The sequence below is a fragment of the Fibrobacter sp. genome (assembly GCF_045601785.1).
In the GTDB taxonomy this organism is placed as follows: Bacteria; Fibrobacterota; Fibrobacteria; order Fibrobacterales; family Fibrobacteraceae; genus Fibrobacter.
The window spans coordinates 34,256-59,440 of the sequence record NZ_JAZSAF010000083.1; the positions used below are offsets into that span (position 1 = coordinate 34,256).

General features: G+C 53.1%; 22 protein-coding genes and 2 tRNA genes. 16 read left to right on the top strand and 8 right to left on the bottom strand.

Going from position 1 to position 25,185, the window contains the following annotated elements; all coding sequences use genetic code 11:
* Window positions 1-92: 92 nt before the first annotated feature.
* The 6 genes from ACKI61_RS13040 to ACKI61_RS13065 all read right to left on the bottom strand — a co-directional run bounded on the left by ACKI61_RS13040 (window position 93) and on the right by ACKI61_RS13065 (window position 5,322).
* A complete protein-coding gene (locus ACKI61_RS13040) occupies window positions 93-1,667 on the bottom strand; it encodes a carboxypeptidase regulatory-like domain-containing protein (protein ID WP_407458112.1) in 1,575 nt (524 codons plus the stop codon).
* A gap of 216 nt (window positions 1,668-1,883) precedes the next feature.
* The gene (locus ACKI61_RS13045; RefSeq protein ID WP_407458113.1) at window positions 1,884-2,255 is read right to left on the bottom strand and encodes an Hsp20/alpha crystallin family protein; all 372 of its coding nucleotides are present in this window, start codon (window positions 2,253-2,255) and stop codon (window positions 1,884-1,886) included.
* 207 nt (window positions 2,256-2,462) lie between these two features.
* On the bottom strand, window positions 2,463-3,767 hold the full coding sequence (locus ACKI61_RS13050) for a TolC family protein (RefSeq protein WP_407458114.1): 1,305 nt from the start codon (window positions 3,765-3,767) through the stop codon (window positions 2,463-2,465).
* 104 nt (window positions 3,768-3,871) lie between these two features.
* Window positions 3,872-3,946, bottom strand: a tRNA-Val gene (locus ACKI61_RS13055).
* Window positions 3,947-3,993: 47 nt separating this feature from the next.
* Window positions 3,994-4,458: a PTS sugar transporter subunit IIA gene (locus tag ACKI61_RS13060; RefSeq protein WP_173566346.1), complete on the bottom strand. Its 465-nt coding sequence runs from the start codon at window positions 4,456-4,458 to the stop codon at window positions 3,994-3,996.
* 99 nt (window positions 4,459-4,557) lie between these two features.
* Window positions 4,558-5,322, bottom strand: a complete 765-nt coding sequence (locus ACKI61_RS13065) for a type I 3-dehydroquinate dehydratase (RefSeq protein ID WP_407458115.1) — start codon at window positions 5,320-5,322, stop codon at window positions 4,558-4,560.
* A 112-nt stretch (window positions 5,323-5,434) separates the two neighbouring features.
* Between ACKI61_RS13065 and ACKI61_RS13070 the strand changes: the two genes are divergently transcribed.
* From ACKI61_RS13070 to ACKI61_RS13095, 6 genes are read left to right on the top strand one after another with little or no spacing between them, the layout of a single operon-like run.
* Window positions 5,435-6,016: an ATP-dependent Clp protease proteolytic subunit gene (locus tag ACKI61_RS13070; protein WP_073056695.1), complete on the top strand. Its 582-nt coding sequence runs from the start codon at window positions 5,435-5,437 to the stop codon at window positions 6,014-6,016.
* Between the two features lie 21 nt (window positions 6,017-6,037).
* On the top strand, window positions 6,038-6,958 hold the full coding sequence (gene ftsY, locus ACKI61_RS13075) for a signal recognition particle-docking protein FtsY (protein ID WP_407458116.1): 921 nt from the start codon (window positions 6,038-6,040) through the stop codon (window positions 6,956-6,958).
* 12 nt (window positions 6,959-6,970) lie between these two features.
* Window positions 6,971-7,429, top strand: coding sequence for a hypothetical protein (locus ACKI61_RS13080; RefSeq protein WP_407458117.1), 459 nt, complete (start codon window positions 6,971-6,973; stop codon window positions 7,427-7,429).
* A complete protein-coding gene (locus ACKI61_RS13085; RefSeq protein ID WP_407458118.1) occupies window positions 7,429-7,938 on the top strand; it encodes a thioredoxin family protein in 510 nt (169 codons plus the stop codon). The genes ACKI61_RS13080 and ACKI61_RS13085 overlap by 1 nt, the downstream gene beginning before the upstream one ends.
* Window positions 7,935-9,086, top strand: coding sequence for a glycosyltransferase family 2 protein (locus ACKI61_RS13090; protein WP_298768250.1), 1,152 nt, complete (start codon window positions 7,935-7,937; stop codon window positions 9,084-9,086). The genes ACKI61_RS13085 and ACKI61_RS13090 overlap by 4 nt, the downstream gene beginning before the upstream one ends.
* Window positions 9,083-9,541 carry a hypothetical protein gene (locus tag ACKI61_RS13095; protein WP_407458119.1) on the top strand — a complete coding sequence of 153 codons (459 nt, stop codon included), beginning with the start codon at window positions 9,083-9,085 and terminating at the stop codon, window positions 9,539-9,541. The genes ACKI61_RS13090 and ACKI61_RS13095 overlap by 4 nt, the downstream gene beginning before the upstream one ends.
* A gap of 64 nt (window positions 9,542-9,605) precedes the next feature.
* On the opposite strand, the gene ACKI61_RS13100 is transcribed toward ACKI61_RS13095, so the two are convergent.
* On the bottom strand, window positions 9,606-10,814 hold the full coding sequence (locus ACKI61_RS13100; RefSeq protein WP_407458120.1) for a hypothetical protein: 1,209 nt from the start codon (window positions 10,812-10,814) through the stop codon (window positions 9,606-9,608).
* 20 nt (window positions 10,815-10,834) lie between these two features.
* Window positions 10,835-14,152, bottom strand: a complete 3,318-nt coding sequence (locus ACKI61_RS13105; RefSeq protein ID WP_407458121.1) for a transglycosylase domain-containing protein — start codon at window positions 14,150-14,152, stop codon at window positions 10,835-10,837.
* 137 nt (window positions 14,153-14,289) lie between these two features.
* Here ACKI61_RS13105 and ACKI61_RS13110 point away from each other — a divergent pair.
* The 10 genes from ACKI61_RS13110 to ACKI61_RS13155 form a co-directional block, all read left to right on the top strand.
* A tRNA-Ser gene (locus tag ACKI61_RS13110) sits at window positions 14,290-14,378 on the top strand.
* Window positions 14,379-14,542: 164 nt separating this feature from the next.
* A complete protein-coding gene (locus tag ACKI61_RS13115) occupies window positions 14,543-14,893 on the top strand; it encodes a hypothetical protein (RefSeq protein ID WP_407458122.1) in 351 nt (116 codons plus the stop codon).
* A 173-nt stretch (window positions 14,894-15,066) separates the two neighbouring features.
* Complete coding sequence (locus ACKI61_RS13120) at window positions 15,067-16,515, top strand: oligosaccharide flippase family protein (RefSeq protein ID WP_407458123.1); 1,449 nt, start codon at window positions 15,067-15,069, stop codon at window positions 16,513-16,515.
* Window positions 16,512-17,321 carry a phosphorylcholine transferase LicD gene (locus ACKI61_RS13125; RefSeq protein ID WP_407458124.1) on the top strand — a complete coding sequence of 270 codons (810 nt, stop codon included), beginning with the start codon at window positions 16,512-16,514 and terminating at the stop codon, window positions 17,319-17,321. The genes ACKI61_RS13120 and ACKI61_RS13125 overlap by 4 nt, the downstream gene beginning before the upstream one ends.
* Window positions 17,322-17,380: 59 nt before the next feature.
* On the top strand, window positions 17,381-18,415 hold the full coding sequence (locus tag ACKI61_RS13130) for a pyridoxal phosphate-dependent aminotransferase (protein WP_407458125.1): 1,035 nt from the start codon (window positions 17,381-17,383) through the stop codon (window positions 18,413-18,415).
* Window positions 18,412-19,140 carry a phosphocholine cytidylyltransferase family protein gene (locus tag ACKI61_RS13135; protein WP_163440611.1) on the top strand — a complete coding sequence of 243 codons (729 nt, stop codon included), beginning with the start codon at window positions 18,412-18,414 and terminating at the stop codon, window positions 19,138-19,140. The genes ACKI61_RS13130 and ACKI61_RS13135 overlap by 4 nt, the downstream gene beginning before the upstream one ends.
* A gap of 25 nt (window positions 19,141-19,165) precedes the next feature.
* A complete protein-coding gene (locus ACKI61_RS13140; RefSeq protein ID WP_407458126.1) occupies window positions 19,166-20,203 on the top strand; it encodes a hypothetical protein in 1,038 nt (345 codons plus the stop codon).
* A complete protein-coding gene (locus tag ACKI61_RS13145) occupies window positions 20,200-21,387 on the top strand; it encodes a glycosyltransferase (RefSeq protein ID WP_407458127.1) in 1,188 nt (395 codons plus the stop codon). Before ACKI61_RS13140 ends, ACKI61_RS13145 begins: the two co-directional genes overlap by 4 nt.
* A gap of 47 nt (window positions 21,388-21,434) precedes the next feature.
* Window positions 21,435-23,453 carry an LTA synthase family protein gene (locus ACKI61_RS13150; RefSeq protein ID WP_407458128.1) on the top strand — a complete coding sequence of 673 codons (2,019 nt, stop codon included), beginning with the start codon at window positions 21,435-21,437 and terminating at the stop codon, window positions 23,451-23,453.
* A 92-nt stretch (window positions 23,454-23,545) separates the two neighbouring features.
* Window positions 23,546-25,185: MMPL family transporter (locus tag ACKI61_RS13155; protein ID WP_407458129.1), on the top strand; the 1,640-nt coding region annotated here is incomplete at its 3' end.

Sequence of the window (25,185 nt, forward strand, 5' to 3'; positions counted from 1 at the left end):
GACCGCTCGCGCCCAATCTTTGCAATATTGCATTCTACAAAAGGGCTCGCCGTGATGGCGAACCCTTTTGGTTGGAGTGTGTGTAGGTAACTTTAGAACTGTTCGAAGAATTCGTGAACAAGTGCCGGAACCCAAGACTTGGAGTTGTCCCCGTTGTCCGTTGCAGACCACTGGTGGTCGGCTCCGTGGCTACAGAACTTCACGGGGAAACGCGGGTCAACCGTCGTGAAGTCGTAACAGACGTGCTGGCCGTTGGTGTATTCCTTGAGCTGGGACTTTTCAGCGCTTGCATCGGTGAAGTTGCCGTTTGCGTCAGCCTTTCCGTTGTGCCTGAGGATTTCTACAAGGGCACTATCTCTTGCGCTGTTGTAATTGCACATGTTGTCTTGCTTGCCGTGGACCGCCATCCAGGCAATTGGCAGGTTCTGCTTCGGATATGCGCCTTTCCCATAATTAGGCAGCCAAATGTTATAGGCGGCGACCGCATAGACGGCGACTGCGCGAAGTCTGTTCTGCATTTCCCAAGAGAGAGAATTGGTGAACATGGCGCCGAAGCTGAATCCTGTTGCAAAGACGCGGGTCGTGTCAATGCAGTAGTTGTCTTCTAGGTGAGTAAGCAACTGGTGAATGAATTTGTGGTCTTCTTCACCGTTCCATGTACCGTTGTCATTGCCCTGCGGAGCGACAAAGATGTAGTTGCCTTCGGTGTCCTGCGCTTTCTGTGCGTAGTACGGAGAAATGTGGTCACGGTCTGCGCTAACCCAGGTAGCCATGTGGTTTGCTGAACTGCCCATGCAGTGGTTTGCGAAAAGGAGCTTGTAGGGCTTGTTCTTATCGTAATTTTGGGGGAAGGTCACGTAGTATTCGCGTCCGTTGATTTCGAACAATTGGGCGCTGCAGTCCACCGATGCGTTGGGCCACGGGTTGTCCCAAGTCTTCTTTTGGCACTGGTACTGCTTGGTTCCCTTGAGTACGGGATCCTTGCCGCAACCCTTACTCTTGCGCGGGGCGTTCTTGAGCGCATAGCCGAAGGTAAACTGTTCTTCGGTTGGTGCACTCTTGGTGAGCTTGATTTCGACATTCGTGTCGAGGCTCGAAAGCTTTACGACCAAGGTGTCAAAGCCGTCTGCGGTGACCTGGAGCGGTTCGCCGCCCGGAGCGACTTCCTTGAGAAGGGCCCTCGAACTAGCCGCACCGAAGGAACCGGAATAGTTGCCGCTTGCGTTGAAGCGGATGGTCTGTTGCGTACTTCCGAGCTTGACGCGGGCGAGATAGGTACCCTGCGCTTCGACTACGGCGCTCAAGTCGATGGAACCGGAACCTTGCAGAACCTTGTTGAAAACCTGGTTGCCCATCATGTCGAAAACCTTTACCTGCACCGGGCTGCTGCTGCCCTGCGTAAAGCTCAGGACGCCGCTATTCAGGCTGAAGTTCCCGGGCTTCTGTGCAGCGCGGATCGCCATGTCCTCTTCGTCTTCGTGAATCGTGAACTTTCCGTTATCGTCGGTTGTTGTGCTCTGATTCAGGTTTGTCAAGGAAACCTTGGCTCCAACGATAGGGGCCCTGTCTGAATCGCTCACGGTGCCTGTCAATGTGTAGGCTGAGGCAGTGCCGCAAAGTGCTGCGAAAAATGCTGTTGTGCACAGCTTGGAAATATGTTTACCCATTTTTAACTCCTTTATCCCCAAAAATATCTTCTACGGGCTTGTTTAATCTAAATAGAAATAGGACAACTGTTGACTAATTATCAATAAAAAATTGTTTACACGCTAAATCTTGAAAAATACGCAAAAAGGGCTCTGCAGAGCCCTTTTTGTTGTTTAAGGAGTGCTATGATTGGAAAATTTTTACACGATTTTCGCGTTTTGGCCCCGTTTTAGGGCTTAGTCGACCGTCAATTTACGGGCGGCTGCCTGCTGCTTTTTGGCAAGCTGGAATGACAACACGCCGTTTTCAAGGGAGACCTTGATATTTTCGGTGTCGATGTCGTCGGTCAGGCGGAAGCTGCGCTCGTAAGTGCACTTGCTTTCCTTGCGGGCACGGGTTGCCTTGACGGTGATGATGTTCTTTTCGACCTGGACATCCAAGTCTTCCTTTTTCACACCCGGGAGCTCGACTTCGAGCATGAAGCCATTGTCGACTTCGTAGTAGTCGGCCTTGGGCGTGTAGCTGCATTCGTTCTGGGCGTTGCAGGCGTTCAAGTTGTCAAGGAAGTTCTGGATGCCGTAGAAAGTGCTCGGAATAAACTGTGTCATAATTTTAACCTCTTTGGATGTGGGTCCAATCTTTGGCGGTTTGCCTCGGCTTGGAGCCCTGTTTTTGTCTTCACACCCCTAATAGCAAAAGGCGTGCCAACTTTGAATTTTGGGCCCTTTGCGGCTTAAGAGGGCCGTTTGTGCTAAGGCTGCACAAAAAGAAACGCCCCTTGTTTCAGGGGCGCAACATCTGTTGTTTATTTTTGATTAATCCAGCTTTCCCTGGTAAAGTTCCAGGAGCTTGCGCGACAGAAGGCTCGTGTACTTCGCGTTCGTGAGCGTAATCTGAGCCTTTTCTAGGTTGTTCTTCTGGGTGAGGAAGTCGGTGTAGGTGAGGGCGCCTGCGTTTCTCTGCTCTTCGGCGACGGTCAATGCTTCGGTCTCCGCTTGCACCTGGAGAATGGCCGCTTTCCATTGCATGTCGGCGCTGACGGCGTTCAGGTAGAGCTTTTCGATGCTGTTTTCGAGTGTCTTCATGTCTTCTTTAAGGCTCACCTGCGATTCCGTTTCGCTCACTTGGGCCTGCAGCACCTTGTTCGCGGTGGCGCCCCCGTCGATAATTGGAATGTTAATGCCGAGAGTGATCGAGTTCTGCCAGCCGTACTTGAGCTGGTCCTTGTAGGCGCCCGATTCCCAAGCCTGTAGCCCGGTGCTGGAGTTTGCACCGAGCGTCACGGTGATGGAGCTGCCCTTGCCGGCGACCTGGGTGTTCTTTTGCGCAGCACGCACGGAGACGCTGTCGGACTTGAGCCCCGGATGGGCGTTCTGTGCGTCATTTTTAATTTGTTCGAAAGCCGGCAGCGGCGGTAGCGAGTCGGGACTGTCGATGCCTGTTTCGGGGGCGCTCACCTGGAACTCGGCGGAGTCGTCCAGTTCCAGCAGCTGCCTAAGGGTTGTCTTGGCGGTGCTTACCGAGAGCTGTGCCGAAAGCTGCGCTACCTGTTTCTGCAGCACGTTGGACTGCGACTGGGTCAGGTCCTTCTTGGTGATGGAACCAGCTTCAAAGAGCTTGCTGTAATGCTCGAATTCCGCCTGGGCAAGTTCTACGGAAGCGTCTGCGGTACGCTGGTTCTCGTTTGCCGCGAGCAGGCTCATGTAGGCGTTGAGTACGCTTTCCTGGATGCTGCGTTCGGTCTGCAAGGTGGCTAGCGCCGTCGCTTCCTTGGAGAGTGTCTTGGATTCCACGTTCAGGCTCTTTGCCCCCCCGTCCCACAAGGTATACGATCCCGAAATGCCTAAGTTCAGGCGGTAGTGGTCTTCATTGTCGATGAAGGGGTGGTCGTAGAGCGTGTTCTGGATGCTTGCGCTTACGGTGGGGTAGTTGCCCGACTTGGCCTGCTTTATGGAGATGTCGGCGGACTGCTCGCGCAACTTTGCGGACTCGAGCTTCAGACTCGACTTCTTTGCCTGCTTGAGGCAGTCCTCGAGCGACCAGGTGCTCTCGGCGAAACCCGCCGTCGTAAGAACGGTCGTCGCCATGAATGCGGAGATGAGAACTCTGGTTATAATCATGCCTTTTAGATGCCTGCAAAAGACGAATCGTTGCGTTGGTGGAGACAAGATAACAAAATAATCTCCCCAACAAAAAAAGACTCCGTCGGGGAGTCTTCTTTTCGTGGACGGTACTGGATTTGAACCAGTGACCTCTGCCGTGTGAAAGCAGCGCTCTAAACCAACTGAGCTAACCGTCCGAGGTGCGAGCAAATATAGAAAAGATATTTGCTCCTGTCAAGGGGCGTTAGAGGTACTTGTCTTCTGCGGCACGGAGAATCGTGAGGAACTCGGCCGGGTCCTTGGATGCGATCAGGTCCTTACGGACGCCTCCGTCGGCCAAAAGGCGGCTCACCGAAGAAAGCGCCTTGAGGTGCGGTCCGACCGTGTTTCCGGGACTTACAATCAGGATGATCAGGTAGACTGGCTCGCCGTCGAACGAGGCAAAATCCAGGCCGTTTTCAATCGTAGCGGCGGCCATGCACATGCGGTCCACGCAGTCGATCTTGGCGTGCGGAACGGCGAGACCGCAACCGATACCGGTGGAACGGCTTTGTTCACGGGTCCAGACTGCATCGAAGATCTCGTCGCGGTGTTCCAATTTGTAGGCACTGCAGAGCGTGTCCACGAGTTCGTTCAGGATGGCTTCCTTGCTCGAACTCTTGGAGTTGATCAGAATGCAATTGTCGACAAACCTTTCGGAAAGACGCATAATGATATCCTTCTATAGTTTTCCGTATAGATATTTAGCAAAAAAAGGAGCCGTTTGGACGAAAAAATCCTTTTTGGAACGAAAAAATATCAAAAAACCTTAAAATTGGTTCAAAAAAGCCAAAATTTCCATCTGGGAGTTCAGGTTGTCGAACTGTTCCAAGGCGCGACTCATGGTGGACACCTCGATCTGTCCGGGAGCTTCGGCATGCCCGATGGACCCGTAAGTGAGGTTCGAACCTTCCTTGAGCGACCACAGGCGGCTTACTCGTCCCGTTTCCCCCATTCCGAAGGCTGCAAACATCTGGAACTTCTTGCCGAACTTCTTTGCGAACTTGTATAGGCGGTCGCAGTCGGTGTCGGAGTTGCTCATGGCGGCGATTTTTAGTCCCTGTGCGCCCACCCGCTTGACGTCGTCTGCAAAAGTGGCAAGTTCGACTTCGCTGGGAATACGAACAAAGTTGTGCTCCGAGACAAGGATGCTTACGCCCCTTGGGCGTGCATCGTCGTTCAACGCCTTGAAGTCCGAGAGGCAGTCGCGTTCCAGGTCGATCCATTCGGGAACCTGTCCTGCTCCAAGGATTTTTTCCCACAGGGCGATTCGCTCGACAGCTCGGGCGTCGGGAAATTTTCCGCCGTCGCGGTGCAGGCGGATGGTTCCGATCTGGAGCTTTCCAGGAGCGACGTTTCTCACCCTTTCGGAGAGTGTGGCCCAAGTCGATTCTTCGAAGAAATCGTAGCGGATTTCAATTGCTCCACAGCTGTCGAGGTCGAGCCTGACCGGATGGAACAGGTCCTTTTCGGCGGCTTCAAGAACATCGGGGCCAACGAGCCCTACTAGGTATTTTGTGGAGTTGGATGCCATGCCAACAAAGATAGTAATTCGTCGAAGTGGGCGAAAACCGTTTGACAATATGGTCGCGCGAGACGATAATATATTGAAATTTCTAAATTGTTACCGAACAAAAGGATTAATTATGGCAGATTGCAACGAAAAGAAAGAGAACGCCCCTTCCGAGATCATGAAGAAGGCTGAAGAATTCCTTGCCTCCAAGCGTAAGATTTTCTTGTGGGGCGGTGTCGACGACGAAAGCGCCGAACGCATCGTGAAGGAACTTTTGTACCTGGATTCCCTGAACCACGATGACATCTATTTCTTCATCAACAGCCCGGGTGGCGTGATTTCCAGTGGCCTTGCCATTTACGACTGCATGAACGCTATCCAGAGCGACGTGGTCACGGTTTGCTGCGGTCAGGCAGCCTCCATGGGTGCGGTACTTTTGACTTCGGGTGCGAAGGGCAAGCGTTACGCTTGGCCGAACGCCCGCATCATGATTCACCAGCCGCTCATTCACGGTGAAATTGTCGCCCCTGCAAGTGACATCCAGATTCAGGCCGAAGAAATGCTGCGCATCCGTAACATTACGGGCAAGATTCTCGCCGAAACTTCTGGCCACACCATGGAAGAAATCGACCGCGACACGGAACGCGACAACTTCATGAGTGCCGAAGAGGCCAAGGCCTACGGCCTGGTCGACAAGGTCGAAAGCATCGTTTAACGATTATACGGAAATTTTCGAATGGGACTTTTTTCTGCCATTAAGAGTGGCCTTGCCAAGACCCGCGACGCCTTGATGGGCGAACTCAAGGGGATTGTCGGTGCAGGCAAAATTACAGACGACACTCTTGAGGAACTCGAAGAACACCTGATCAAGGCCGACGTGGGCGTCGAAGCGGCGTTCCTGTTGACCGATGCGCTTCGTGAACAGGCGCTGGGCAAGTCGCTCACGACCGAACAGGTGCTAGGCATTATGCGAAGCGAAGCGGAACGCCTTTTGAAGGACCCGCCGCCGTTTGAACTCAAGGGCAAGCCGCATGTGGTGCTTGTGATTGGCGTGAACGGCGCCGGCAAAACGACCACGATCGGTAAGCTTGCCGCACGCCTCAAAGGCGAAGGCAAGAAGGTGATGATTGCGGCCTGCGACACGTTCCGCGCTGCAGCCATCGACCAGCTGGAAACCTGGGCCGAGCGTAGCGGTGCCGAATTCGTGAAGCACCAGGAAGGAAGTGACCCCGCGGCAGTGGCGTTCGACGCCTGCAACGCTGCGGTGGCCCGCGGCTGCGACGTGGTCCTCATCGATACCGCCGGCCGTCTGCACAACAAAGACTACTTGATGGAAGAACTCAAGAAGATTGTCCGCGTGATCAAGAAGGTAAGCCCCGACATGCCGCACGACATGTGGCTCGTGATCGACGGCAACACCGGACAGAACACCATCAACCAGACGAAGATTTTCAACCAGAGTTTCCCGCTCACCGGCCTCGTGGTGACCAAGCTCGACGGCACGGCCCGTGGCGGTGCGGTGCTCTCGATTGCAAGTTCGCTACAGATTCCTATCCGCTGGATTGGCATGGGCGAACGCATCGACCAGCTGGTGCCTTTCAGCAAGGCCGAATACGTGGAAGGTCTTTTCGAAAACGCTCTGGAAGAAAGGGAATAGTAACGGGACCTTATGAAGTTTAGCGAAAAAGAAGCAAACATCATAGTGGCCCCCGATCATGTCATGCCGGGCTTGTCCCGGCATCTCCTTTACGTTTTGATTTCTTTTGCGCTTTGTGGAAGTCTCTTCGGCTGTAGCGGCGAGGTTACGGTTGACCAGAAGTTCGTAGACTTGTTTGTCGAACTGCGCGTGGTCGAAATTACTTATGGCAAGGATTCTCCGATGGGTCGCCTGGTGCGCCAAGACGCCTTGAAGGCGGCGGGTTACACTCGCGAACAGTTCCTCGCCAAGACAGACGAAATCCTGAATGACGAACGCCAGTGGGTGCCGTTCCAGAAGGCTGTGACGGCCCGCCTGGATTCGCTGCTCGAGCAGCCTTCGGTAGAAACACCTGCTGCGTCGGGAAAGAAGCCCGTGACCCCGCCCATTAAAAAGCTGAAAACCTCTTCGGAAAAGGGGGGCGACGACTGATGCCTAGTCTGAAGAAGATCCTGCACCTGTCGCTTGTCCTGCTGGCGTTATCTTTTGCCGTTTCGGTGCCTGCCAAGAATGCGCCTGTCGCGCAGAAGGACGAGCCTAAGTCCTTGGTGCAATGGATGGACTACGGTGCCGCCCTTGAAAAGGCAAAAACGGAACCGAGACTGATTTTTGTGGACCTGTATGCGGACTGGTGCGTACCCTGCCGCATCATGGATGCGAATGTCTACAACAATCCGACGGTAGCGTCCATTTTGAATACGAAGTTCTATGCAGTGAAGCTTGACACCGATTCTCAGGACTCCATCGTGTGCGACGGCAAAAAAAATACGGTGCAACGTTGCTATTTTGATGTATGGGAGCTGCATGCCCTCCCGGCATTTGTGCTAGTCGCCCCCAAGGGCATGAGCATCTTGACGGTGACGGATTCCATGTCGCCCGAAGAGTTGCGGTATATGCTGTACCAGTTTCTTGAAAAGGAAAAGGAGTGGATTTCTCGATGAACGAACAGGCTCTGTTTTACATCCAGGTCGCTTTTTGGTTGCTGCTCTTTTTGCTGGTGCACTGCTACCTGCTGTTCCCGATGACGCTCCCGTTCGTGAGTGAAATCTTCAAGCGTCGCAAGTCTCCGGAACAGGGCGATGTGGATCTCCCGACGGTCTCCATTCTGATTTCGGCATACAACGAAGAAGCTGTCATTGAGCGCAAGATTCAAAATATCCTGGAGCTGGATTATCCCAAGGATAAGCTTGAAGTGCTGATTGGCGACGACGGCTCCGCAGATAGGACTGCCGAAATTGTCGCCCGCTATGCGGACCAGGGCATTACGCTGGTGAAGGCCCCGAAGAATGCGGGCAAGGCAGCCATGCTCAACCGCTTAAACAAAATTGCAAAGAACGACATCCTGCTTTTCTGCGATGCAAACACGATGTTTTTCCCGAATGTGGTGCGCAAGCTGGTGATTCCGTTCCAGGACGCTAAGATTGGTTGTGCCTGCGGACACCTGATTCTTTCGGACAAGAGTGGTTCAACGCTTGGCCGCGGTGAAAGTTCCTACTGGGATTTGGAATCGGAAATCAAAAAGTTTGAAGGCGTGCTCGATATGCTCATTGGCGGTAACGGCGCACTGTACGCCATTCGCCGAGAACTGTATACGGAACTGCCTGTCAAGAAGAGTGTGATGGACGACTTCTTTGTGACGACCAAGGTTCTTGAAAAGGGCTACTACTGTACTTTTGTTACAAGTGCCATCGGTACGGAACAGACTTCCAAGGAGTCAAGCGGCGAGTTTCGCCGCAAGGTGCGCATCGGCCGTGCAAACTTCAACTACCTGTTCTCTTACTTGCCCTTACTGAATCCGCTACACCCTCTGCTTGCGTACTTGTTCTTTTCCCATAAGATTCTGCGCTGGTTCTCGCCGCACATTTTGATTCTTTTGTATGTAGCCAATGCTTGTTTGCTCACTAGTGGACTTTTCTACCAGGTATTCTTTGGTGCAATGACGGTCGCTTTCTTGGTCGCTCTCTTCAGGATTGTGCCCAGCGGCTACTACTTCCTTTCAATGAACTATGCGATGCTCAAGGGGTTCTTCATGGCCTTCAAACGCGAAAAGAGCGGTGGCTGGGCTCGCGAGGCAAGGAGCGACGAATGAAAAAGTTTTTCTCGGCCTTCCTGTTTGCGTTAGCGTTTGCCGCCATTCCGGCGAACGCCTTTACCATGGATATACAGGGTGGAGTGGTGAACCATGTCAGCGAAATCAAGAATTTCAACTTGAACGTGTATGGACATTGGTGGTATCCGATCGACCAGATGCTATTCTTTGGCGTGGGATCGGGTTACCAGGAAATTGACAATGTGAGCCTGATTCCTGTTTCGGGAAGCGTCTGGATTAGGCTTCCGATCGGGTCACGCACTCTTCCGGTAGCAACCGGCGACTGGGGGTACCTTTTTGGCTCGAAACACCAGATGTTCTGGCGTGCCGGCGGTGGTTTCGATATCAAGAACGGCGACTATTCGTCAATTATGCTGATGGGCGGCTACCAGTTCCTAGACCACGATGGTTACGGCTATGCCTATGTGCAAGCCGGCATTCTGGTAGAACTATAAAAGATGTGTAATGAGTAGTGTGTAATGTGAAATGAGTGATTATTCGCTTCACACTTCACAAAACTTACTTTCCTAATTCCGTTTCCAGAAACTTCTTGTTCTCTTCGACTTTCTGTTTCTGCGGGTTGTCGGGGAATTCCGTCAGGCATTTTTCCAGCGGCGCGATGGCATCTTTCAGGAGCTGTTTTTTCTTTGCAGCATCTTTTTGTTTTTGAGCTTTGCCGAAGAGTTGACTTGTGACAGTGCGCTGCTTGGTGCAGAAGGCATCGGCGAGCATGTTGAATCTTTCAACCGCTTCCTTGCGCAGCTTGCTGAACTTGAGCTTTCCGAGAATGTCCTTGGCTTCTGCAAATTTTTCTTTTTGCGCCAGGCTGTCTGCCTTGGCAAGCGCCTTTACGGGATCGTTTGATTCCCAGTACTTGGTAGCGGCTTCGTCGGTTGCAAGAGCGAGTTTCTTGATGTAGTCAATGAGTTCCTGGATGTGCAGGGCTTCTTCGAAGTCGCGGTAGCGCATCTGGAAAACCGTCGCCTGTTTTTCCGCTTCGGCAAATTGAGCCTGCTCGTCGGCGAGAGCCTTGATGGTAGCGTATTCCTTTTGCGCCTTTTCGAGCGTGTTCTTGTAGGCGATTTCCTTCTGCGACTTAGCCCACTGGGTTAGCGAATCTCCTGGAACAAGCGCAATCAGGCTGTCGGCTGCTTCGGCGACCATGCTGAAGGCTGCCTTGGCTCTATTCATGTTCTGGATTTCGCGGATGAACGACTCGAATTCCTTTGCCTTCTCGGCGCGGGTCTTGCCGAACTCGTTCAGCATCGAATCCGCCTTGGTTTCCCATTGCGCCCACAGGGGCTTGATGACGCGGAAACGTTCCAGGTAGGCGGAAGCCGAATCGGTATTCCCCGCCTTGTACAGGCTGTCGGCGTGGCTAAAGATGTTTTCGATCAGTAAAGGTACGGCGATGTAGGGGTCCGGTACGGACTCGGGGCTACCTGCGATCGGCTGTGTGCCTTTATGCTCGGTTTCGGCGGAGCTCGCCGATGGAATGTTTTCGGGGGTGCTTAGGCGGTAGCTGTCAAGCGCCTGCGAATTGAAAACAACGGTGCTTCCCTGTTCTTGGGCGGTCTCTTTATTTGCAGCAGTGTTTTCTGCGCCTGTCTGTGTGATTTCTCCACGGCTGGTAGAAACAGGATCCGTTTCGGGTGCAGGTGCGTTACCTGCACATGCGGTGAGCGCCAAGGTACTTGCTGATAACAAATTAAAAATGTGTTTTTTCATCTTCACTCAAATTGGAAAAACTATTCCGCTTCGATAGGCACAAATGCATTTTTGCTGTCAAAGCCCGCAGGAAGGTCCCAATCATCATCCTTCGGCATTTCGGCGGCCTTGGGCTGTGCCGGTTGGGCTGCTGCAGATGGCGTGACTTCAGCGGGAGCATTCGCGATCTGCTCGCTTGCTGGAGAGGTGCTTGGCGCCGCCTGCTCTGCGGCCGGGGCGGCTGCCGCCTGCGTTGTCACATTTGCCGTAGAAGCGGTGTCGGTTGTCGACTCGGCGGGGGCAGCTTCGATGTGTTCCGCGGTCGGCATCGGGAGACTCACCATGATGCCATTTTCGGCGGCGGATTCGGCGGCAACGCTCTGAACCTGCGGTGGAGTGAATCCCGGAACATCGATCCACGGGAGCGGTCTACCCTGTTCTGCGCTTGCACCGGCCATCATCGTTCCTGTCATCGGGTCAACCGTCAGCTGGCCGCGTTCGTTGGGGAGCATGAGCGGGACTTCGCCTGCGGCAAGCATGGAAATGTCGAGAAAGTCAATCTTGCTCGGAATATCCAGAATTTCAATTTCTTGCTTTGCGAAGTCGGCCCATTGCGGAAGGCCGCCGCTTGCACCGGCGATGCGCGTGCGTCCCGATTTCAGGGGCTTGTTGTCGTCGAAGCCCACGTAGCTTCCTATAGCGACGACGGAATCTAGAACGACGGCACCCTTTTCACCTACGAAGGTGGGGAGCGCTCCCAGAAAGGCCACGTTCCTGTAGTCGTTGGTCGTACCGGTCTTTCCAAGCACCGGATAGCGCAGCGTAATCGCCTTGTCCGGGGAGGTCACGGTCATGTTGGTATACTGGCTGCGTGCAGTTCCGTTTACAAAAACGGAGTGTAGCATCACGGCCATCTGCGATGTGATGGAGTCTCCAAGAATTTCCTTGCTCTCGACAGAGTTCTTGAAGATGACCTTGCCGTCCCTGTTCTTGATTTCCTTGATAAAGCAGGGATCTGTCCAGTCTCCGTCGAGGCACTTGAACACCTTGCCGGTGAGCATTGTCTGGTAGGCCGTCGAGATTTCGGCGAGCGTAATATCGTTTACACCGAGCGGCATGCTGAACACCTTCTGCAGTTTCTGGTGGATACCGATTTCCTTGGCGAACCTTGCGTATTCGGCGAAGGCGAGCGAACGGCGGAAATCCGGCCAGTAGCGAATATGGTCTGCGTCTAGGTAATCCGCTTCGCCGTCGACCGGTTCAATCATCGTCGAAAGGCGCTTCATGTCGGCAAGCGTAAAGGCTTCGAACAACACCACGGAATCTAACGGCGGAAGAACTGCCGCGGGGTCTAGTTCCTGTGCCTGGCGTTCCCGTAAAATTTCGGAGTAGCGCTTATAGTTGTGATTGATGAATCCGATAATCTTTGAATCCTTTTTCGCCTGCTTGATGGCCACGTCGTTGAAGGTACCGTAGCGCAGGTTCTGTACTGCGCGCGCCTTGTCGTCCTTGCCTTCGTTCTTGTAGCGTTCTGCCAGGGCGTCCTTTGCCTTGGTGAATTCAATTTCGCGCTTGATTTCTTCTTTCAGGATCAGGCCGAACTTGTCGCGCAGCCTTTCGAAGTAACTCTTCGTTTCTTCGTTTTCTTCGCGGGCAAAACCATTCGCGGCGGCGATTTCCTGAAATTCCTCTGGTGAAACCTTGTCGAGTAGGTGTTCTAGGAGCCAGATGCTTGCAATGTTTTCAGATCTTGTTGTCGCCCAGGCTATACTTACGATGTCGCCCTTGTTCTTGTGGTCGGGGCGTGGAAAGTAGAATTGGTTCACGAACTGGAATACGTTGAAGTCGTTTTCTAGGACATCTAGGTAGTTCCAGTGGTACTTGAGCGCAAGTGCGTACAGAATCGGTTTCCAGCTCGAGCCCAGCTGGCGCACCGCCTTGAAGCTTCGGTCGAATCCCGTGTTGTGGAAGCCTCCCTGGCTTGCCACCACATTTCCGTTCTGGATGGCGAAAAGGGCGCCTTGCAGCACCGGTTCCGTTTCAATCTGGCAGGGCGCAAATCCGTCGACGATCTTGTCGTCCATGATGCTTACCAGAAGAATTGCACCCTTCTTGAGCTGCGGTGCGAGAATCTTGTTGACGTCTCCACCGGCCTTCTTGGCGAAGTCCTTGACGGCGTCTTCGGAAACGAGCCCCTTGAGCTGCCCGAAACCGAGCATGATTGACTTGAGCGAACCCTTGTCGTCGACAATGACGCTGTCGACGGTACCGTAGAGGTAGTCGCCCTTGCGTGCGCTCTGTGCACGGTTCGCAAATTGCGCCTTCGGGAGCACAAAGCCGCCGAGTTGCATCTGGAGGCCGCTGATGTTTGCCTGGAGAGCAGTCTTTGCTGCGTCCTGGCTCTTTGCGTCGATGGTCGTAGTGATGGAAAGCTGCGCCTTACGCCAGTCTTCGATGCCTTCGCTTTCGAATTTTTTCTGGAAGAATTCTCCGTCGAGTTTTTCTTCGATGCGGTCGAGCATGGTGCTCACGCTGAAGCGGAAGTTTCCGTGGTTGAACGCGAGCGGCTTTTCGAGAGCAGCATTCATCTCCTCCTGCGAGATGTACTTTTCTTCGACCATGCGGCCAAGCACGTATTCGAGGCGTTCCTTGCCGCGTGCAAGCGCTTTCTCGCGGCGTTCTGCGTTCCGCTGGATGAACGGGTCGTAGTTGAACGGCCCCTTGACGGACCCTGCGATAAAGGCACATTCGGCAAGCGTCAGGTCCTTGAGTTCCTTATTGAAGAAGTACTGTGCGGCGATGGCGACACCTTTCCCGGTACCCGAAACATGGAACTGGTTCAGGTAGAATTCAAGAATCTCTTCCTTGCTGAAGTGGTTTTCCATGCGCAGCGCATTAATGAGTTCCTTCCATTTTTCCTTGATGCTCCTCTCTTCGCGTCCAAAAATGTTCTTGACGGTCTGCTGGGTCAGGGTGGAGCCGCCCTGGCGCATGTGCCCGCTCTTGATGTTTGATATCATGGCGCGGGTGAATCCGTAGATGCTGAAGCCGTTGTGGTGCCAATATCCGGCATCTTCTGCGGCGATCAATGCGTTCACGATGTTTGTCGGGATGTCTCCGTAGGGCACGTATACGCGGTGGTTTGCATCGAAGAAGGCTCCCAGAAGTTGCTCGCCGTCGTTGTAGTAGACACGGGTTTCTCCCGAAAGCACCTGCAGGATGGTGGTGCGGTTGAATTGGTTGTCGGGATCGTGCGTGGGGAGTATTTTGAATACGACGATGTAGGCGGGGATACAGCAAATCAGGCCGACAAGAGCAAATGCGGCCACGATTTTGAACACTTTAGATAAAAATCGCATACGAAAAATGTAGAAATTTTGATTTTTTGCTTGGGTCTTTGTAAAAAAAAGTGTGTTTTCAGGACTAAATTTAAGGTTTTTGGGCCGTAACCCTTGAAATTTTGCCAAATTTTATCTAAAATTTGTGTCCCCAAGATGGGAAGATGGCCGAGCTGGCCGAAGGCGCGTCCCTGCTAAGGACGTATAGGACTTAATCCTATCGCGAGTTCGAATCTCGCTCTTCCCGCTGCAAGATCCCCTGGAGAAATCCAGGGGATTTTTGCTTTTTTGCGTTTTTTTGGGGCGTTTTCTGTTAATTCTTGCAAAAAAATCCCCCGTGTGGCCATTTTTTACTTGATTTTTCTATTTTCAAAAGTGATATTATAGGAAAAATTTTCCAAGGAGCTTAAAATGAAGACATCTAGCTTTCTTTCTGGACTTGCCATTGGTGCTGTCGCCGCTATTGCCATTACCAAGAAACTGAAGACCCTCTGCGCAGACGAAGACGACTCCTGCGAATGCGACAATGATGCAGCCCTGAAGGATGCCGAGAATACCGTCGAGAGTCTCCGCAGTTCTGCCGATAGCCTGTTGAACGATCTTAAGACCCAGACCGAAGCCAAGCAGACTTATGCCGCCCAGTGCGAAGACCTTAAGGACCAAGTGGCGAAGAAGGATGCTGAAATTACGAACCTGAGAAATATCTGCGACAAGCAGGCTGGCGAAATCAGCAAGCTCGAAGCGGAACAGGCCGCCAAGTAGTCTTTTTTTTGCCCGCGTTGAATGTTCGCGTGAGCAATCGTTTTCTGCCTGGAAATTCCCTGAGACGGAATTTCTGGGCTTTTTGTTTTGTCGTCGTTCAATAGGGCTAATTTGTCGGGATAAGCCCGTAATGGGGCAGGGTGCAAGCTCAAATAAAGCTATATTTAGCAGGCATGGGCAACTTAGAGACCGACAGTAAATTCTTGAAAAAGGCGATGATTGTAAACATCGTGGGGACAATCCTCAAGGTTTGCGGTCCGCTTTTGACTTTCGTGATGGCGCGTATTTTTGGCGCCGCTGAATTTGGAATCTTTGTATCTGCCCAGACCCTCCTTTTGACCATTGCGCATTCAGCAACTCTTGGGCTCGACAAGGGCCTGTACTGGTACTTGCCACAGAACGGCCTACACGGCCGCCCCCGATACGACGGCATCATGGAATCCTTCTGGATTTCGGCAGCTATTGCAATTCTTTGCACGGCGGTCATTTTTGTAGGCTCCTTCACACCCTACATTTCCAAGGAACTCCCCTGGTACGCGCTTTCGCTTTTGTTCTATGTGGGTACCTATGTCTTTAGCACAGCCTCCGAAGGCAACCGCCGTCCACAAAACGCCGTATTCGTGAATTCTTTTTTAACGGTGACTCTTGCACCGGCAACATCGATTGCGCTCCACTTTATGGAAATCCCGCATGCGCTTCCGCTGGGCTTGCTTGTGGGCCAGGTGGTGGGCTTTATCGTGCATTTTGTGCTGGTCCGCAGGCAGTTCCCCGAAATGCCTTTGCGCCCTCACAAGATGGTTTCGTGGGTGCTGTTGCGTTACTCGCTCCCGCTAGGGGTCGATGAATTCGTGTCGTCTTTCCTGATCCGTTCGAGCCTCTGGATGGTCATGTTGTTCCTTGGCCCCGAAAAGGCGGGCGCTTACGGCATCATGGTCACCATTTCCAATGCGCTCCAGACCATTCGCGTCGGGTTCACGCCGATTCTTACACCGGTGGTGGCGGGCATGAACAAGGAACGCCTCAAGACCGACCTAAAGCCGGTTTACAGTTATTGCGTTTTCATGGTCACCTTCATCCAGCTCATGATCGGATTCTTTATCGTGCTGTTCCCGGACTTGATTCTGGGCATTGCGGGCAAGGACTTTATCGTGCAGCCCGAGACCTTGGGAATCCTGTTGCTGGTACACCTGGTGGCGGGTTTTGGCGGGATGTCCCTGGTGGTGCTGAACGGCATGGGCAAGAGTCTCTATTCCTTGATTATGGATATCGTTTCCCTTGGCGTGGCACTCCTGTCGGGCTATTTGTTGATTCCGACCTACGGCCTTGTGGGGGCAGCTCTTTCGATGCTTTGCTACAATGTGGTTGCCATCATTTGTAATAACATTTACCTCTTGAAAATGGGCTTGCAACCGTATTCCTTGCGGCTCTTGTCGCAGGTGGGTTGGATTGTTGCTTTGGTTGCTTTCTATATCGCCATCAATACGCAGGTGATTGTCTTGTCTATGCCTCAAAAGGCGGGTGTTTACGTGTTGATTCTTTTGGCTCTTGGCGCTTATGGCCTTGTGGTCAAGAAAAAGATGGACAAGGATCGTAATGCAATTTCATCGGGAAGTTCGAAATGAAAAAGATTGAACAACAAGAATGTCGCGAAATCCAGATGTCCATTTTGGACGAGATCGACCGCATTTGCAAGGAAAACAACCTGAAGTATAGCCTTGCCTACGGTACGCTGCTCGGCGCGGTGCGCCATAAGGGCTACATTCCCTGGGATGATGACATCGATATCTGCATGTTGCGCGAAGACTACGAGAAACTCATCGCCATCTTGAAAGACAAGAATGCGGCGGGCCACAAGGAATGGCTCACGCTTGTCGACGATACCTGCGACGGCTATTTCTACCCGTTTGCAAAGGCTTACGACAACCGCACTACGGTCAAGATGGAACGCCACAAGGGCGAGATGGGAATCTGGGTCGATATTTTCCCGCTGGACGGACTCCCGAAATCGAGTTTCTTCGAAAAAGCGTTCGTGCTCTACTGTAGTTTTTTGCGCGTGATTACCCTTGCCATTACCACCGACTTTAAGTCGAAGGGTTACGATGCTTGGACGCTTCTGTACAAGCGCTTCTTCTATGCCGTCGCCTGCATCGTGGGCAAAAAACGCTTCTGCCGCTATGTGGAACGGGTAATTCGTCGCTACCCCACAGCCCATTCGGGCCATGTGGCGACCCTTTTCTTCGATACAAAAACTGACCGCATTCTGGACCTGGAAAAGATTGCGGAAACGGTCGACTACCCGTTTGAAAGCCGCAAATTTAGCGGCTACAAGAATTACGACTATTACCTTTCGCTCTTCTACCGTGACTACATGCAGCTTCCGCCGGTCGAAAAACGCTACAATCACGGGCTTGATGTGTGGTGGAAATAAGGAAAAATTTATATTTAAAAAGGTTTTGAATCGGGGTACAAGCCCCACAAAGGTAAAACATGAACTACTTGGACAGAAACGAATTCAACTTCAAGCCTTCGCAGAAGGTGCTCGATGCCGTCAAGAATTTCGACCCGGAACAGCTTTGCTTCTACACCCGCATCTATGACGAGGGCAAAAAGAGCATCTTCTCGGTAAAGCTCAGCGAAATCTACAACGTGCCCGAAGAACAGGTGCTGCTGGGTTACGGTGGCGAAGACATCTTGAAGAACGCAGTCCATTACTACCTCATGAAGGGCGACAACAAGACCATCATGATTCCGGAATTTTCTTGGTGGTATTACAACCGCATCGCTGGTGAATGTGGCGGTTCTTTTGAAATGTATCCGCTCCACGAAAAGGAAGATACCTTCGCTTACGACGTAGACGAGGTCATTGCGCTCACCAACAAGATTCACCCGCGCATGTTGCTTTTGGCCTCGCCGAACAACCCGACAGGCAACTGCCTTACGCCGGTCGAAATCGGCCGCATCATGGAAAATATCCCGAACGATACGATGGTGTTGATTGACGAGGCCTACGCTTCGTTCATTACGACGGATACCGCCTACATCGCTCCGCTCGTGAACAAGTATTCGAACCTGATTATTTCCCGCACGCTTTCCAAGTTCTTCGGACTTCCGGGACTGCGCATGGGCTTTGGCTTTATGGGCAAGGGACACGAATCGTTCCTGAGCTACGCCAACAAGTACCTGGGTTACAACCGCTTTAGCGAAGCGGTGGCCATGGCCGCCATCGAAAGCGAAGATCACTACCGCAAGGTCGCCGACGAAATGGAATGGGACCGCCAGCTGTTCAAGAAGGAACTTGGCAACCTGCCGGGATTCAAGGTTTACAAGAGTGTGGCCAACTTCATCCTTATCAAGTACCCGACCCGCATCAAGGAAGCCTTGCAGAAGGCGATGGCCGAGCAGGATTACAAGATCAAGTTCATGAGCGACAAGGGCCTGGAAGACTGCCTGCGCATTACGCTTGGCCGTAAGGAACAGATTCAGGTGGTGGTGGACACCATCAAGCGTTGTGCTGCCGTATGATTGCCGTAATTCTTGCTGCAGGAATGGCGAAGCGTTTGCGCCCGCTCACCGATAACACGCCCAAGTGCCTTTTGGACGTGAAGGGCCGTTCCCTTTTGGAACGCTCTATGGATGCAATTATGGCGTCTGGCGTTCGCGATTTCGTGATTGTGACGGGTTATCTGAACCACATGATTGAAGATTTCGTGAAAAGCCATTACGGCGATTCCATTCGCGTGACCTTCATTCACAATGCTCTTTACGATTCCACGAATAACATCTATTCGCTGTGGCTTGCAGGCCAGGCGGTTGCCGGTAAGGAATTCCTGCTGCTGGATAGCGACCTGCTTTACGACCCGCAAATTGTAAAGAACGTGCTTGCCTCCAAGGCGGCGAACGTGCTTACGCTCATTCGCCACGAACTCGGCGAAGAAGAGATGAAGGTGGTCCTGGGTGCCGACGGGAACATTTCTGAAATCAGCAAGACGTGTTCCCCGAAGGCTGCCGCAGGCGAAAGCCTCGGTATCGAGAAGATTGGTGCGGCCTATTCTACTGCCCTCTATGCCGAACTCGAAAAGATGATGAATGTGGAACACCTGGAAAACACGTTCTACGAACTCGCCTTTGAGCGCCTGATTCCGCAGGGCCACACTTACACCGTGTGGGATGCGTCGGACTACTTCTCCTGCGAACTCGATACGGTTGAAGATTTTGAAAACGCAAAGTCCACGATTCCGCTGGATTAGCAAACTTTGACGGGGAGTGTTGCCCATGACCAAATACCTTTTTGTTCTGACCAGTTCCCCGAAGGATTTTTTCTGCGAACAGACGCTGGTGGCGATTGCTTCGCTCCGGGTGCATAACCCGGGCGCCTTTGTGACGCTCCTGACTGACGACAAGACGGCGGCGACTCTCACTGGCCCCCGTGCCGTTTTGAAGGACGCGGTGGATGAACTGAAGGTGCTGACCCTCGACGAAAAGTTCACGCCCATGTTGCGTTCCCGCTACCTCAAGACGGTCATGCGCAATGTAATTGATGGCGATTTCCTGTACATGGATTCCGACATTGCGATTGTGGGCGACCTTTCCATTCCCGAAGAATGGAAGGGCGGCATCTATGCGGTGCTGGACTTCCACACGAATCTTTCGAAGGCGATTAACCGCAAGAAGGTTTTGAACAACGCAAAGATGATGGGATTCTCGCCGATTCTGAACGACGAAATCTTTAACGGGGGAGTGATGTTTGCAGCAGACACTCCCGAAGCCCGCAAATTCTTCGAAACCTGGCACGAGCTGTGGCTCTATTGCGTGTCCAAGAACTTCCCCTACGACATGGCGAGCCTCGCCGAGACGAACTTCAAGTTCAACTACATTACGCAAAAAATGCCCGGTGGTTGGAACTGCCAGCTGGCCTACGGCAACCGCTTTCTCCCAACAGCGAAGGTGCTGCACTTTTTCGGTTCGCGAATCATCGATACCCGCGGCCACAAGGTGCCTGCCAGCATGGATTTGTTCCTGCCCAAGATTTTGCGCAAGGACTTCTATACCAACCTGAAGAACATTCCGGTGAAGGTCAATGCCGACAAGAGCATTACCATCAACGAGTATTATGACGACGTGATTGCCCACGCCAAGGAAGAGTTTGAATTCCAGACCCGCAAGGTGGGGGCCGCCGGTGCCTACATTATCCGCAGCTACGCTTTCGCCAAGTCGCTCGCCTGGATTTACAAGAAGATGCCGTTCCTTGTGTTCCCGCTGAGAATTTTGGGAACGCTTCTCGGTGATGATAATCGCGGGGGCCGCAAGTGAACCTGCTTTTCAATCTGGTGGCGGTACAGCCGATTCATAGTGCCAAGTTCCATGGCGGAGGTTCTTACGGAGAAGTGATTTTTTGGGCGCTGGTCAAGCGCGGCGTGCAATTCAGCTGCGCCTATGACAGCAAAAAGTACCTGGACCCGGCGATTCTCGATGCGTGCAAAACGCAGAACATTCCGCTGTTCGATATCAGCGAAAAAACACCGCAGCAGATTATCGACGAAAATCAGATTGATACCTTCTACACGCCGCTCTATTCGCTGGAAAAGAAGTGGGCCATAGACGTGAAGGACTTCGTGTTTACCTGGCATGGCGTGCGTGCGCTGGAAATGCAGTACAGCTGGGCCGGCGTCGGTTTTGCCAAGAAACTCGGACAAAAATTCGAAGCTTTGGTACGCTACCGCGAAAGCTGGAAAAAGCATTACTACAAGCCCAAGTACCAGGCGCTCGCGGCCCGCATGGCGGAGTCGCTGACTTCGGGGCCGGATGGTCGCAAGGTGCGTACCATCACGGTGAGCGAACACAGCCGCGCCTCCATCAAGGCGTTCTTCCCGGAACTCATGGACCTGGAAATCCCGGTATTTTACAGCCCCATGACGGCATACGAACCCGAGGGATTCTTGCCGCCGGGAGTCGCTGCGAAAAAGTATTTCTTGCTCACCAGCGGTGCCCGCTGGGAAAAGAACAACCTGCGTGCGGCCAAGGCTTTCGATGAACTGGTGGGCATGTATCAGTCACAGGGCAAGCCGCTTGACATGAAGATGGTCATTACCGGCGCTACGAATGCGCGTGCCTACTTGCGCCACCTCAAGCACAAGGACTGCTTTGTGCTTCTTGGCTATGTGGAAAGCAAGGAACTGGAATTCTTGCACAAGAATGCATATGCGTTCGTGTTCCCGAGCCTGAACGAGGGTTTCGGCTACCCGCCGGTGCAATCCATGCGCTATGGCGTACCTGTGGCGGCAAGCGGCACGACTTCCATTCCCGAAGTTTGCGGCGATGCGGTGCTGTACTTTGACCCGTATTCCGTGAGCGAAATCAAGACCCGCCTGGTGCAACTGCTCGATTCCAAGATTTACGACGAGTATGCGGCCCGTGCGCCCAAGCGCTATCTTGAAGTGCATACCCGCCAGATTGAAGACCTTGAGCATACCATTGATTTTATTTTAAAGCGTTAACCCAATGTCCTCCCGGCCTTGTGCCGGGATCTCCTTTGTTTGTAAAGATGAGCCTGCTTAATAAATTGAAGAACCTTCTGAAAAATCCCTTCCTCGCAATGGCGCTCATCGCCCTTGTGGTGCAGAGCGTCTTGCTGGTGTTTTTCTACAGCCTGCCCGACCCGCTGGGGCTCTCGATGTCCGAAATGTTCGAGGGCAAGACCCTCTGGCAGATTTTTATGGCCTTCGGCGCAGTGCTTGCCATGGCGGGCCTCTTCGGGTTTGCGCGCGCTCCCCGCGGGCTTGCCGTCTTTTATGCGCTCTACTTCTTTATTGCTGTCGCGGACTACGATGTTTTTCGTTTTTCGCACCAGCGCCTTTCCTATTCCTTCCTGCGCACGTATTTCCACATCTCGAATATCACCGATGCCACTACGGTTTCTACGCTGGGTGGTGACCTGCTCGGGACGGTGCTCTGGGTTTCGATGGTCGTGCTTTGCTTTGCGGGTGGCATCGCCTTTGTAGTCGCCTATACGCTCCGGCTACGTACGCGCCGCCAGACGCTCGTGCTCGATAACCGCAATGGCGCCTGGAAGCCCGCTTCCCGTAAGGTTCCCGGCGTGATGTTTGCCGTAGGTATGGCACTCTCGCTGGTGCCGCTCGTGCTGTTCCTTACGGGCACGCGCGGGTGGATTGAAATCCCGGTGACGCACACGAAGGTGGACATGCGCTTTACGCTGGGCAAGCACACGCTTACGGCGCCCATCCTGCATATTGCCGCTGTTGAAACCTTTGAGTTCATTCACGACAACGCTAAAATCACCGAAGAGCTCGTAAGCGATTTGGATGCCTTCTTGCCGAAGGACTTTGCGGCGGGTCGCAGCGATGCCCTGGAACTCCCGATGTACCGTAGCGCTCCGGCTCATGAATACAGGGCGAAAAAGCCCTACAACATCGTGTTCATCATGGGCGAATCGTTCAAGGGCCGTATCTTCAACAAGATGCTTGAGAGCGATACCGCTGTGGCGCCGAACATCTGGAAGCTTGCCAATGGCGGTTACTTCGAAAAGGATTCTGCCGGCAATGCGCTGGGTGGAGCCCTCTGGTTCAAGAACGCCTTTAGCGGCGGTTACCCGACGGTGCGCGGCACGATGGCGACCTACATGGGGTTCCCCTCGCACCCGAACCGTGACGTGCCCAGTTTCTATGCGGCGAACAAGTTCAAGGGCTGGCCCGAATTCCTGACAAACTATCAGCGGGCGTACGTGACGGTTTCGAACCCGATTTTCGACCATACGCTTCCGTTTATCGAAAAGTTTTTCGAAAAGGAATGGCACCTGATAGGCGAGGAGAAGGTGGAAGGTACTGCGGACAGTCTGGGCGTGGATCTAGCGATTGACGTGCTCAGGAAAATGCCGACCGATAAACCCTGGGAACTTTCGTTTAATACCATTTCTTCGCATATCCCGTTCTACGGCTATCCCGATGCGTATGCCGCAAAACCGGACGATGCAATGACGCGCTACAGGAACGCGGTTCGCTATACCGACCAGCAGCTCGGGCGATTCTTCGAAGCTCTCTCCGCCCGCCCCGATTTCGGGAATACGGTAGTCTTTATCCTGGGAGACCACGATACTCCCGTGGATTCCGTAGATTATATGGTCCCGCAACCGCTCGGGCTTTCCGCATCGCAGATTTTCATCGGGATTTTCTCGGCGGATACCGCGCTCCTTAACGGGCTTGCCGTTCGCGAGGATGTGGCGTCGCAACTGGATTTAGGTCCGACCATCTTTGACCTTGCGCAGGTGCGTGAACCGAATCATTTCTGGGGTTATGACTTGCTCGCTCAAGAGCGCCCTGCAGAACAGCCGTCGGTTTTCTTCTCGCAGAATGCCTACTACCTAGGTTTCCGCGACCACGTTCTTATCGGAGGCCTCGAAAACGAGGACGTTTACCGCGCCGCCTCCGGTGGCGAATCCCCGTATGCGCTCACGACGGATGCAAGCGACCTTGCCTGGAAAAAGAAGGCCGTGGGAGCCGCGAAGGCCGTGCGCTCCGTGCTCCGCAACGACATCATGATGCCGTAGGGTAGAACCCTCTACCGCCCTATTTGACCGATTATCAATAACTTGAGTCACATGCCGTGCCGTATGCGGCCCTTTTTATTATATTGCCTTTTATGGCTAACAAGAAATCACTTCCCGAAAGATTTTCCAATTGGTACATTCCGCTGATTTGCAGGCACCAGTACAAGGCGCTTGCGTTTTACCTGATTTTGGCGCTTCTTTTTGCGATTCCCATTTTATTCAAACCGGGTCTGAAACTCGATGCCGACCTTTCGCACCTGCTGCCCGAGGGCACGCCGAGCGTGAAGGCGCTTGAGGAATCGTACCAGCGTTTCGGCTCCACCGACAAGTTCATGATTGCCATCCAGAGCGAGGACGTGAACTTGGTGGTGGCCTTGCAGGATTCCATTGCCGATTACATTCACAAGAACTGGCAGGGAGACTTTGTTTCAACCCAGGTGGATAACGACAACCAGTTCTTCAAGGACAATGCGCTGCTTTACCTGCCGGTAAAGCACCTCGAAAATATCCGTGACAATCTTGAAGACTTGCAGCTGGAAATTGGCCGCAAAAACGGCCCGCTCGTCGTCGACTTGCTGGGCGACGCCTCGACTGATTCGTCCCTTCGGCAGGCTCAGGGACCTGACTCCGCGCAAGTGGCTGCCGCGCCCGCGAAAAAGGAACGCGTGTGGTTTGACGAGAACCTGCCGCAGGAACTCGGCCTCCCCGACGAAGCGGTGAGTGCCTTTGACGCATTCTTCAAGAAATCCAAGGGCGACACAATCGATGCGAAGGCCGCCTCGAACGAAGAAGTGGAATGGGATTCCAAGTCGACGATTCCTTCTGAACTTAAGAACCGCCTGATTGGTTCCCCGCGCCCGGACAGCACCGGAAAGATACTCTATAACGGCGTGGTGAACGCGAAACTCATCAAGCCCTCTACCGACTATGAGTTCGTGACGCACATTTTGGCCCGCACCGATTCCCTGCTGGCCTATTTCAGCAGCAAGACATACCCGGTGCCCACCCGCTTTACGGTGGAAGGCACCTACGAGGGCCTCAAGGAAGTGGATGAAGTCGCGAACGATTCCATCTTCTCGTTCGGCATCAGCCTGGTGCTCATCATCTTCCTCACGATTTTCTTCTTCAGGAGCGTAAAGGGCCCGATTCTGGTGACGGCATCGGTGCTGTACGCCTGCCTCCCGACGCTTGCGTTTACTGCCCTCTTCTACGGAAAGCTGAATCCGTTCACGGTGTTTGTCGCCTCCATCATTCTGGGCATCGGCATCGACTACTCGATTCACATTTTGGGCACTTCGCAGAAGTTGCTGCACAAGTACGCGACCCTCGAAGAAGTGCTGGAACATGCCCAGAGGAAGATGCTCAAGCCCTTCTTGCTCGCAAGCTTCACGACGATTGCTGCTTTCTTGACTCTTCTCGCTGCGCACTTCCGTGGGTTCTATGAGTTCGGCGTGGTAGCCTCGATGGGCGTGCTGTTCAGCATGCTTACCTCAGTGCTCGTACTCCCGGTGTTTATCAAGTGCATGGGCGGTATCCCGAAGGCTCCGGAAAATTCCCTGTTGCCCAAGTCCTGGGACGAGGCGAAAATCCTCAAGTTCTTCAAGTATGTGGCCTTTGCGAGCTTTGCGCTTGGTGCAGTTTCCATTTGGTTTGCACAGGATGTGGACTTCGAACACAACCTCCGTAACCTGCGTCGCGTCTCGACGAACGTATCGGCCTCGAAGAACAAGAT

Coding starts and splice junctions, on each gene's coding strand:
- ACKI61_RS13040 (WP_407458112.1), bottom strand. CDS start 1,667: ATGGGTAAACATATTTCCAAGCTGTGCACAACAGCATTTTTCGCAGCA.
- ACKI61_RS13045 (WP_407458113.1), bottom strand. CDS start 2,255: ATGACACAGTTTATTCCGAGCACTTTCTACGGCATCCAGAACTTCCTT.
- ACKI61_RS13050 (WP_407458114.1), bottom strand. CDS start 3,767: ATGATTATAACCAGAGTTCTCATCTCCGCATTCATGGCGACGACCGTT.
- ACKI61_RS13060 (WP_173566346.1), bottom strand. CDS start 4,458: ATGCGTCTTTCCGAAAGGTTTGTCGACAATTGCATTCTGATCAACTCC.
- ACKI61_RS13065 (WP_407458115.1), bottom strand. CDS start 5,322: ATGGCATCCAACTCCACAAAATACCTAGTAGGGCTCGTTGGCCCCGAT.
- ACKI61_RS13070 (WP_073056695.1), top strand. CDS start 5,435: ATGGCAGATTGCAACGAAAAGAAAGAGAACGCCCCTTCCGAGATCATG.
- ftsY (WP_407458116.1), top strand. CDS start 6,038: ATGGGACTTTTTTCTGCCATTAAGAGTGGCCTTGCCAAGACCCGCGAC.
- ACKI61_RS13080 (WP_407458117.1), top strand. CDS start 6,971: ATGAAGTTTAGCGAAAAAGAAGCAAACATCATAGTGGCCCCCGATCAT.
- ACKI61_RS13085 (WP_407458118.1), top strand. CDS start 7,429: ATGCCTAGTCTGAAGAAGATCCTGCACCTGTCGCTTGTCCTGCTGGCG.
- ACKI61_RS13090 (WP_298768250.1), top strand. CDS start 7,935: ATGAACGAACAGGCTCTGTTTTACATCCAGGTCGCTTTTTGGTTGCTG.
- ACKI61_RS13095 (WP_407458119.1), top strand. CDS start 9,083: ATGAAAAAGTTTTTCTCGGCCTTCCTGTTTGCGTTAGCGTTTGCCGCC.
- ACKI61_RS13100 (WP_407458120.1), bottom strand. CDS start 10,814: ATGAAAAAACACATTTTTAATTTGTTATCAGCAAGTACCTTGGCGCTC.
- ACKI61_RS13105 (WP_407458121.1), bottom strand. CDS start 14,152: ATGCGATTTTTATCTAAAGTGTTCAAAATCGTGGCCGCATTTGCTCTT.
- ACKI61_RS13115 (WP_407458122.1), top strand. CDS start 14,543: ATGAAGACATCTAGCTTTCTTTCTGGACTTGCCATTGGTGCTGTCGCC.
- ACKI61_RS13120 (WP_407458123.1), top strand. CDS start 15,067: ATGGGCAACTTAGAGACCGACAGTAAATTCTTGAAAAAGGCGATGATT.
- ACKI61_RS13125 (WP_407458124.1), top strand. CDS start 16,512: ATGAAAAAGATTGAACAACAAGAATGTCGCGAAATCCAGATGTCCATT.
- ACKI61_RS13130 (WP_407458125.1), top strand. CDS start 17,381: ATGAACTACTTGGACAGAAACGAATTCAACTTCAAGCCTTCGCAGAAG.
- ACKI61_RS13135 (WP_163440611.1), top strand. CDS start 18,412: ATGATTGCCGTAATTCTTGCTGCAGGAATGGCGAAGCGTTTGCGCCCG.
- ACKI61_RS13140 (WP_407458126.1), top strand. CDS start 19,166: ATGACCAAATACCTTTTTGTTCTGACCAGTTCCCCGAAGGATTTTTTC.
- ACKI61_RS13150 (WP_407458128.1), top strand. CDS start 21,435: ATGAGCCTGCTTAATAAATTGAAGAACCTTCTGAAAAATCCCTTCCTC.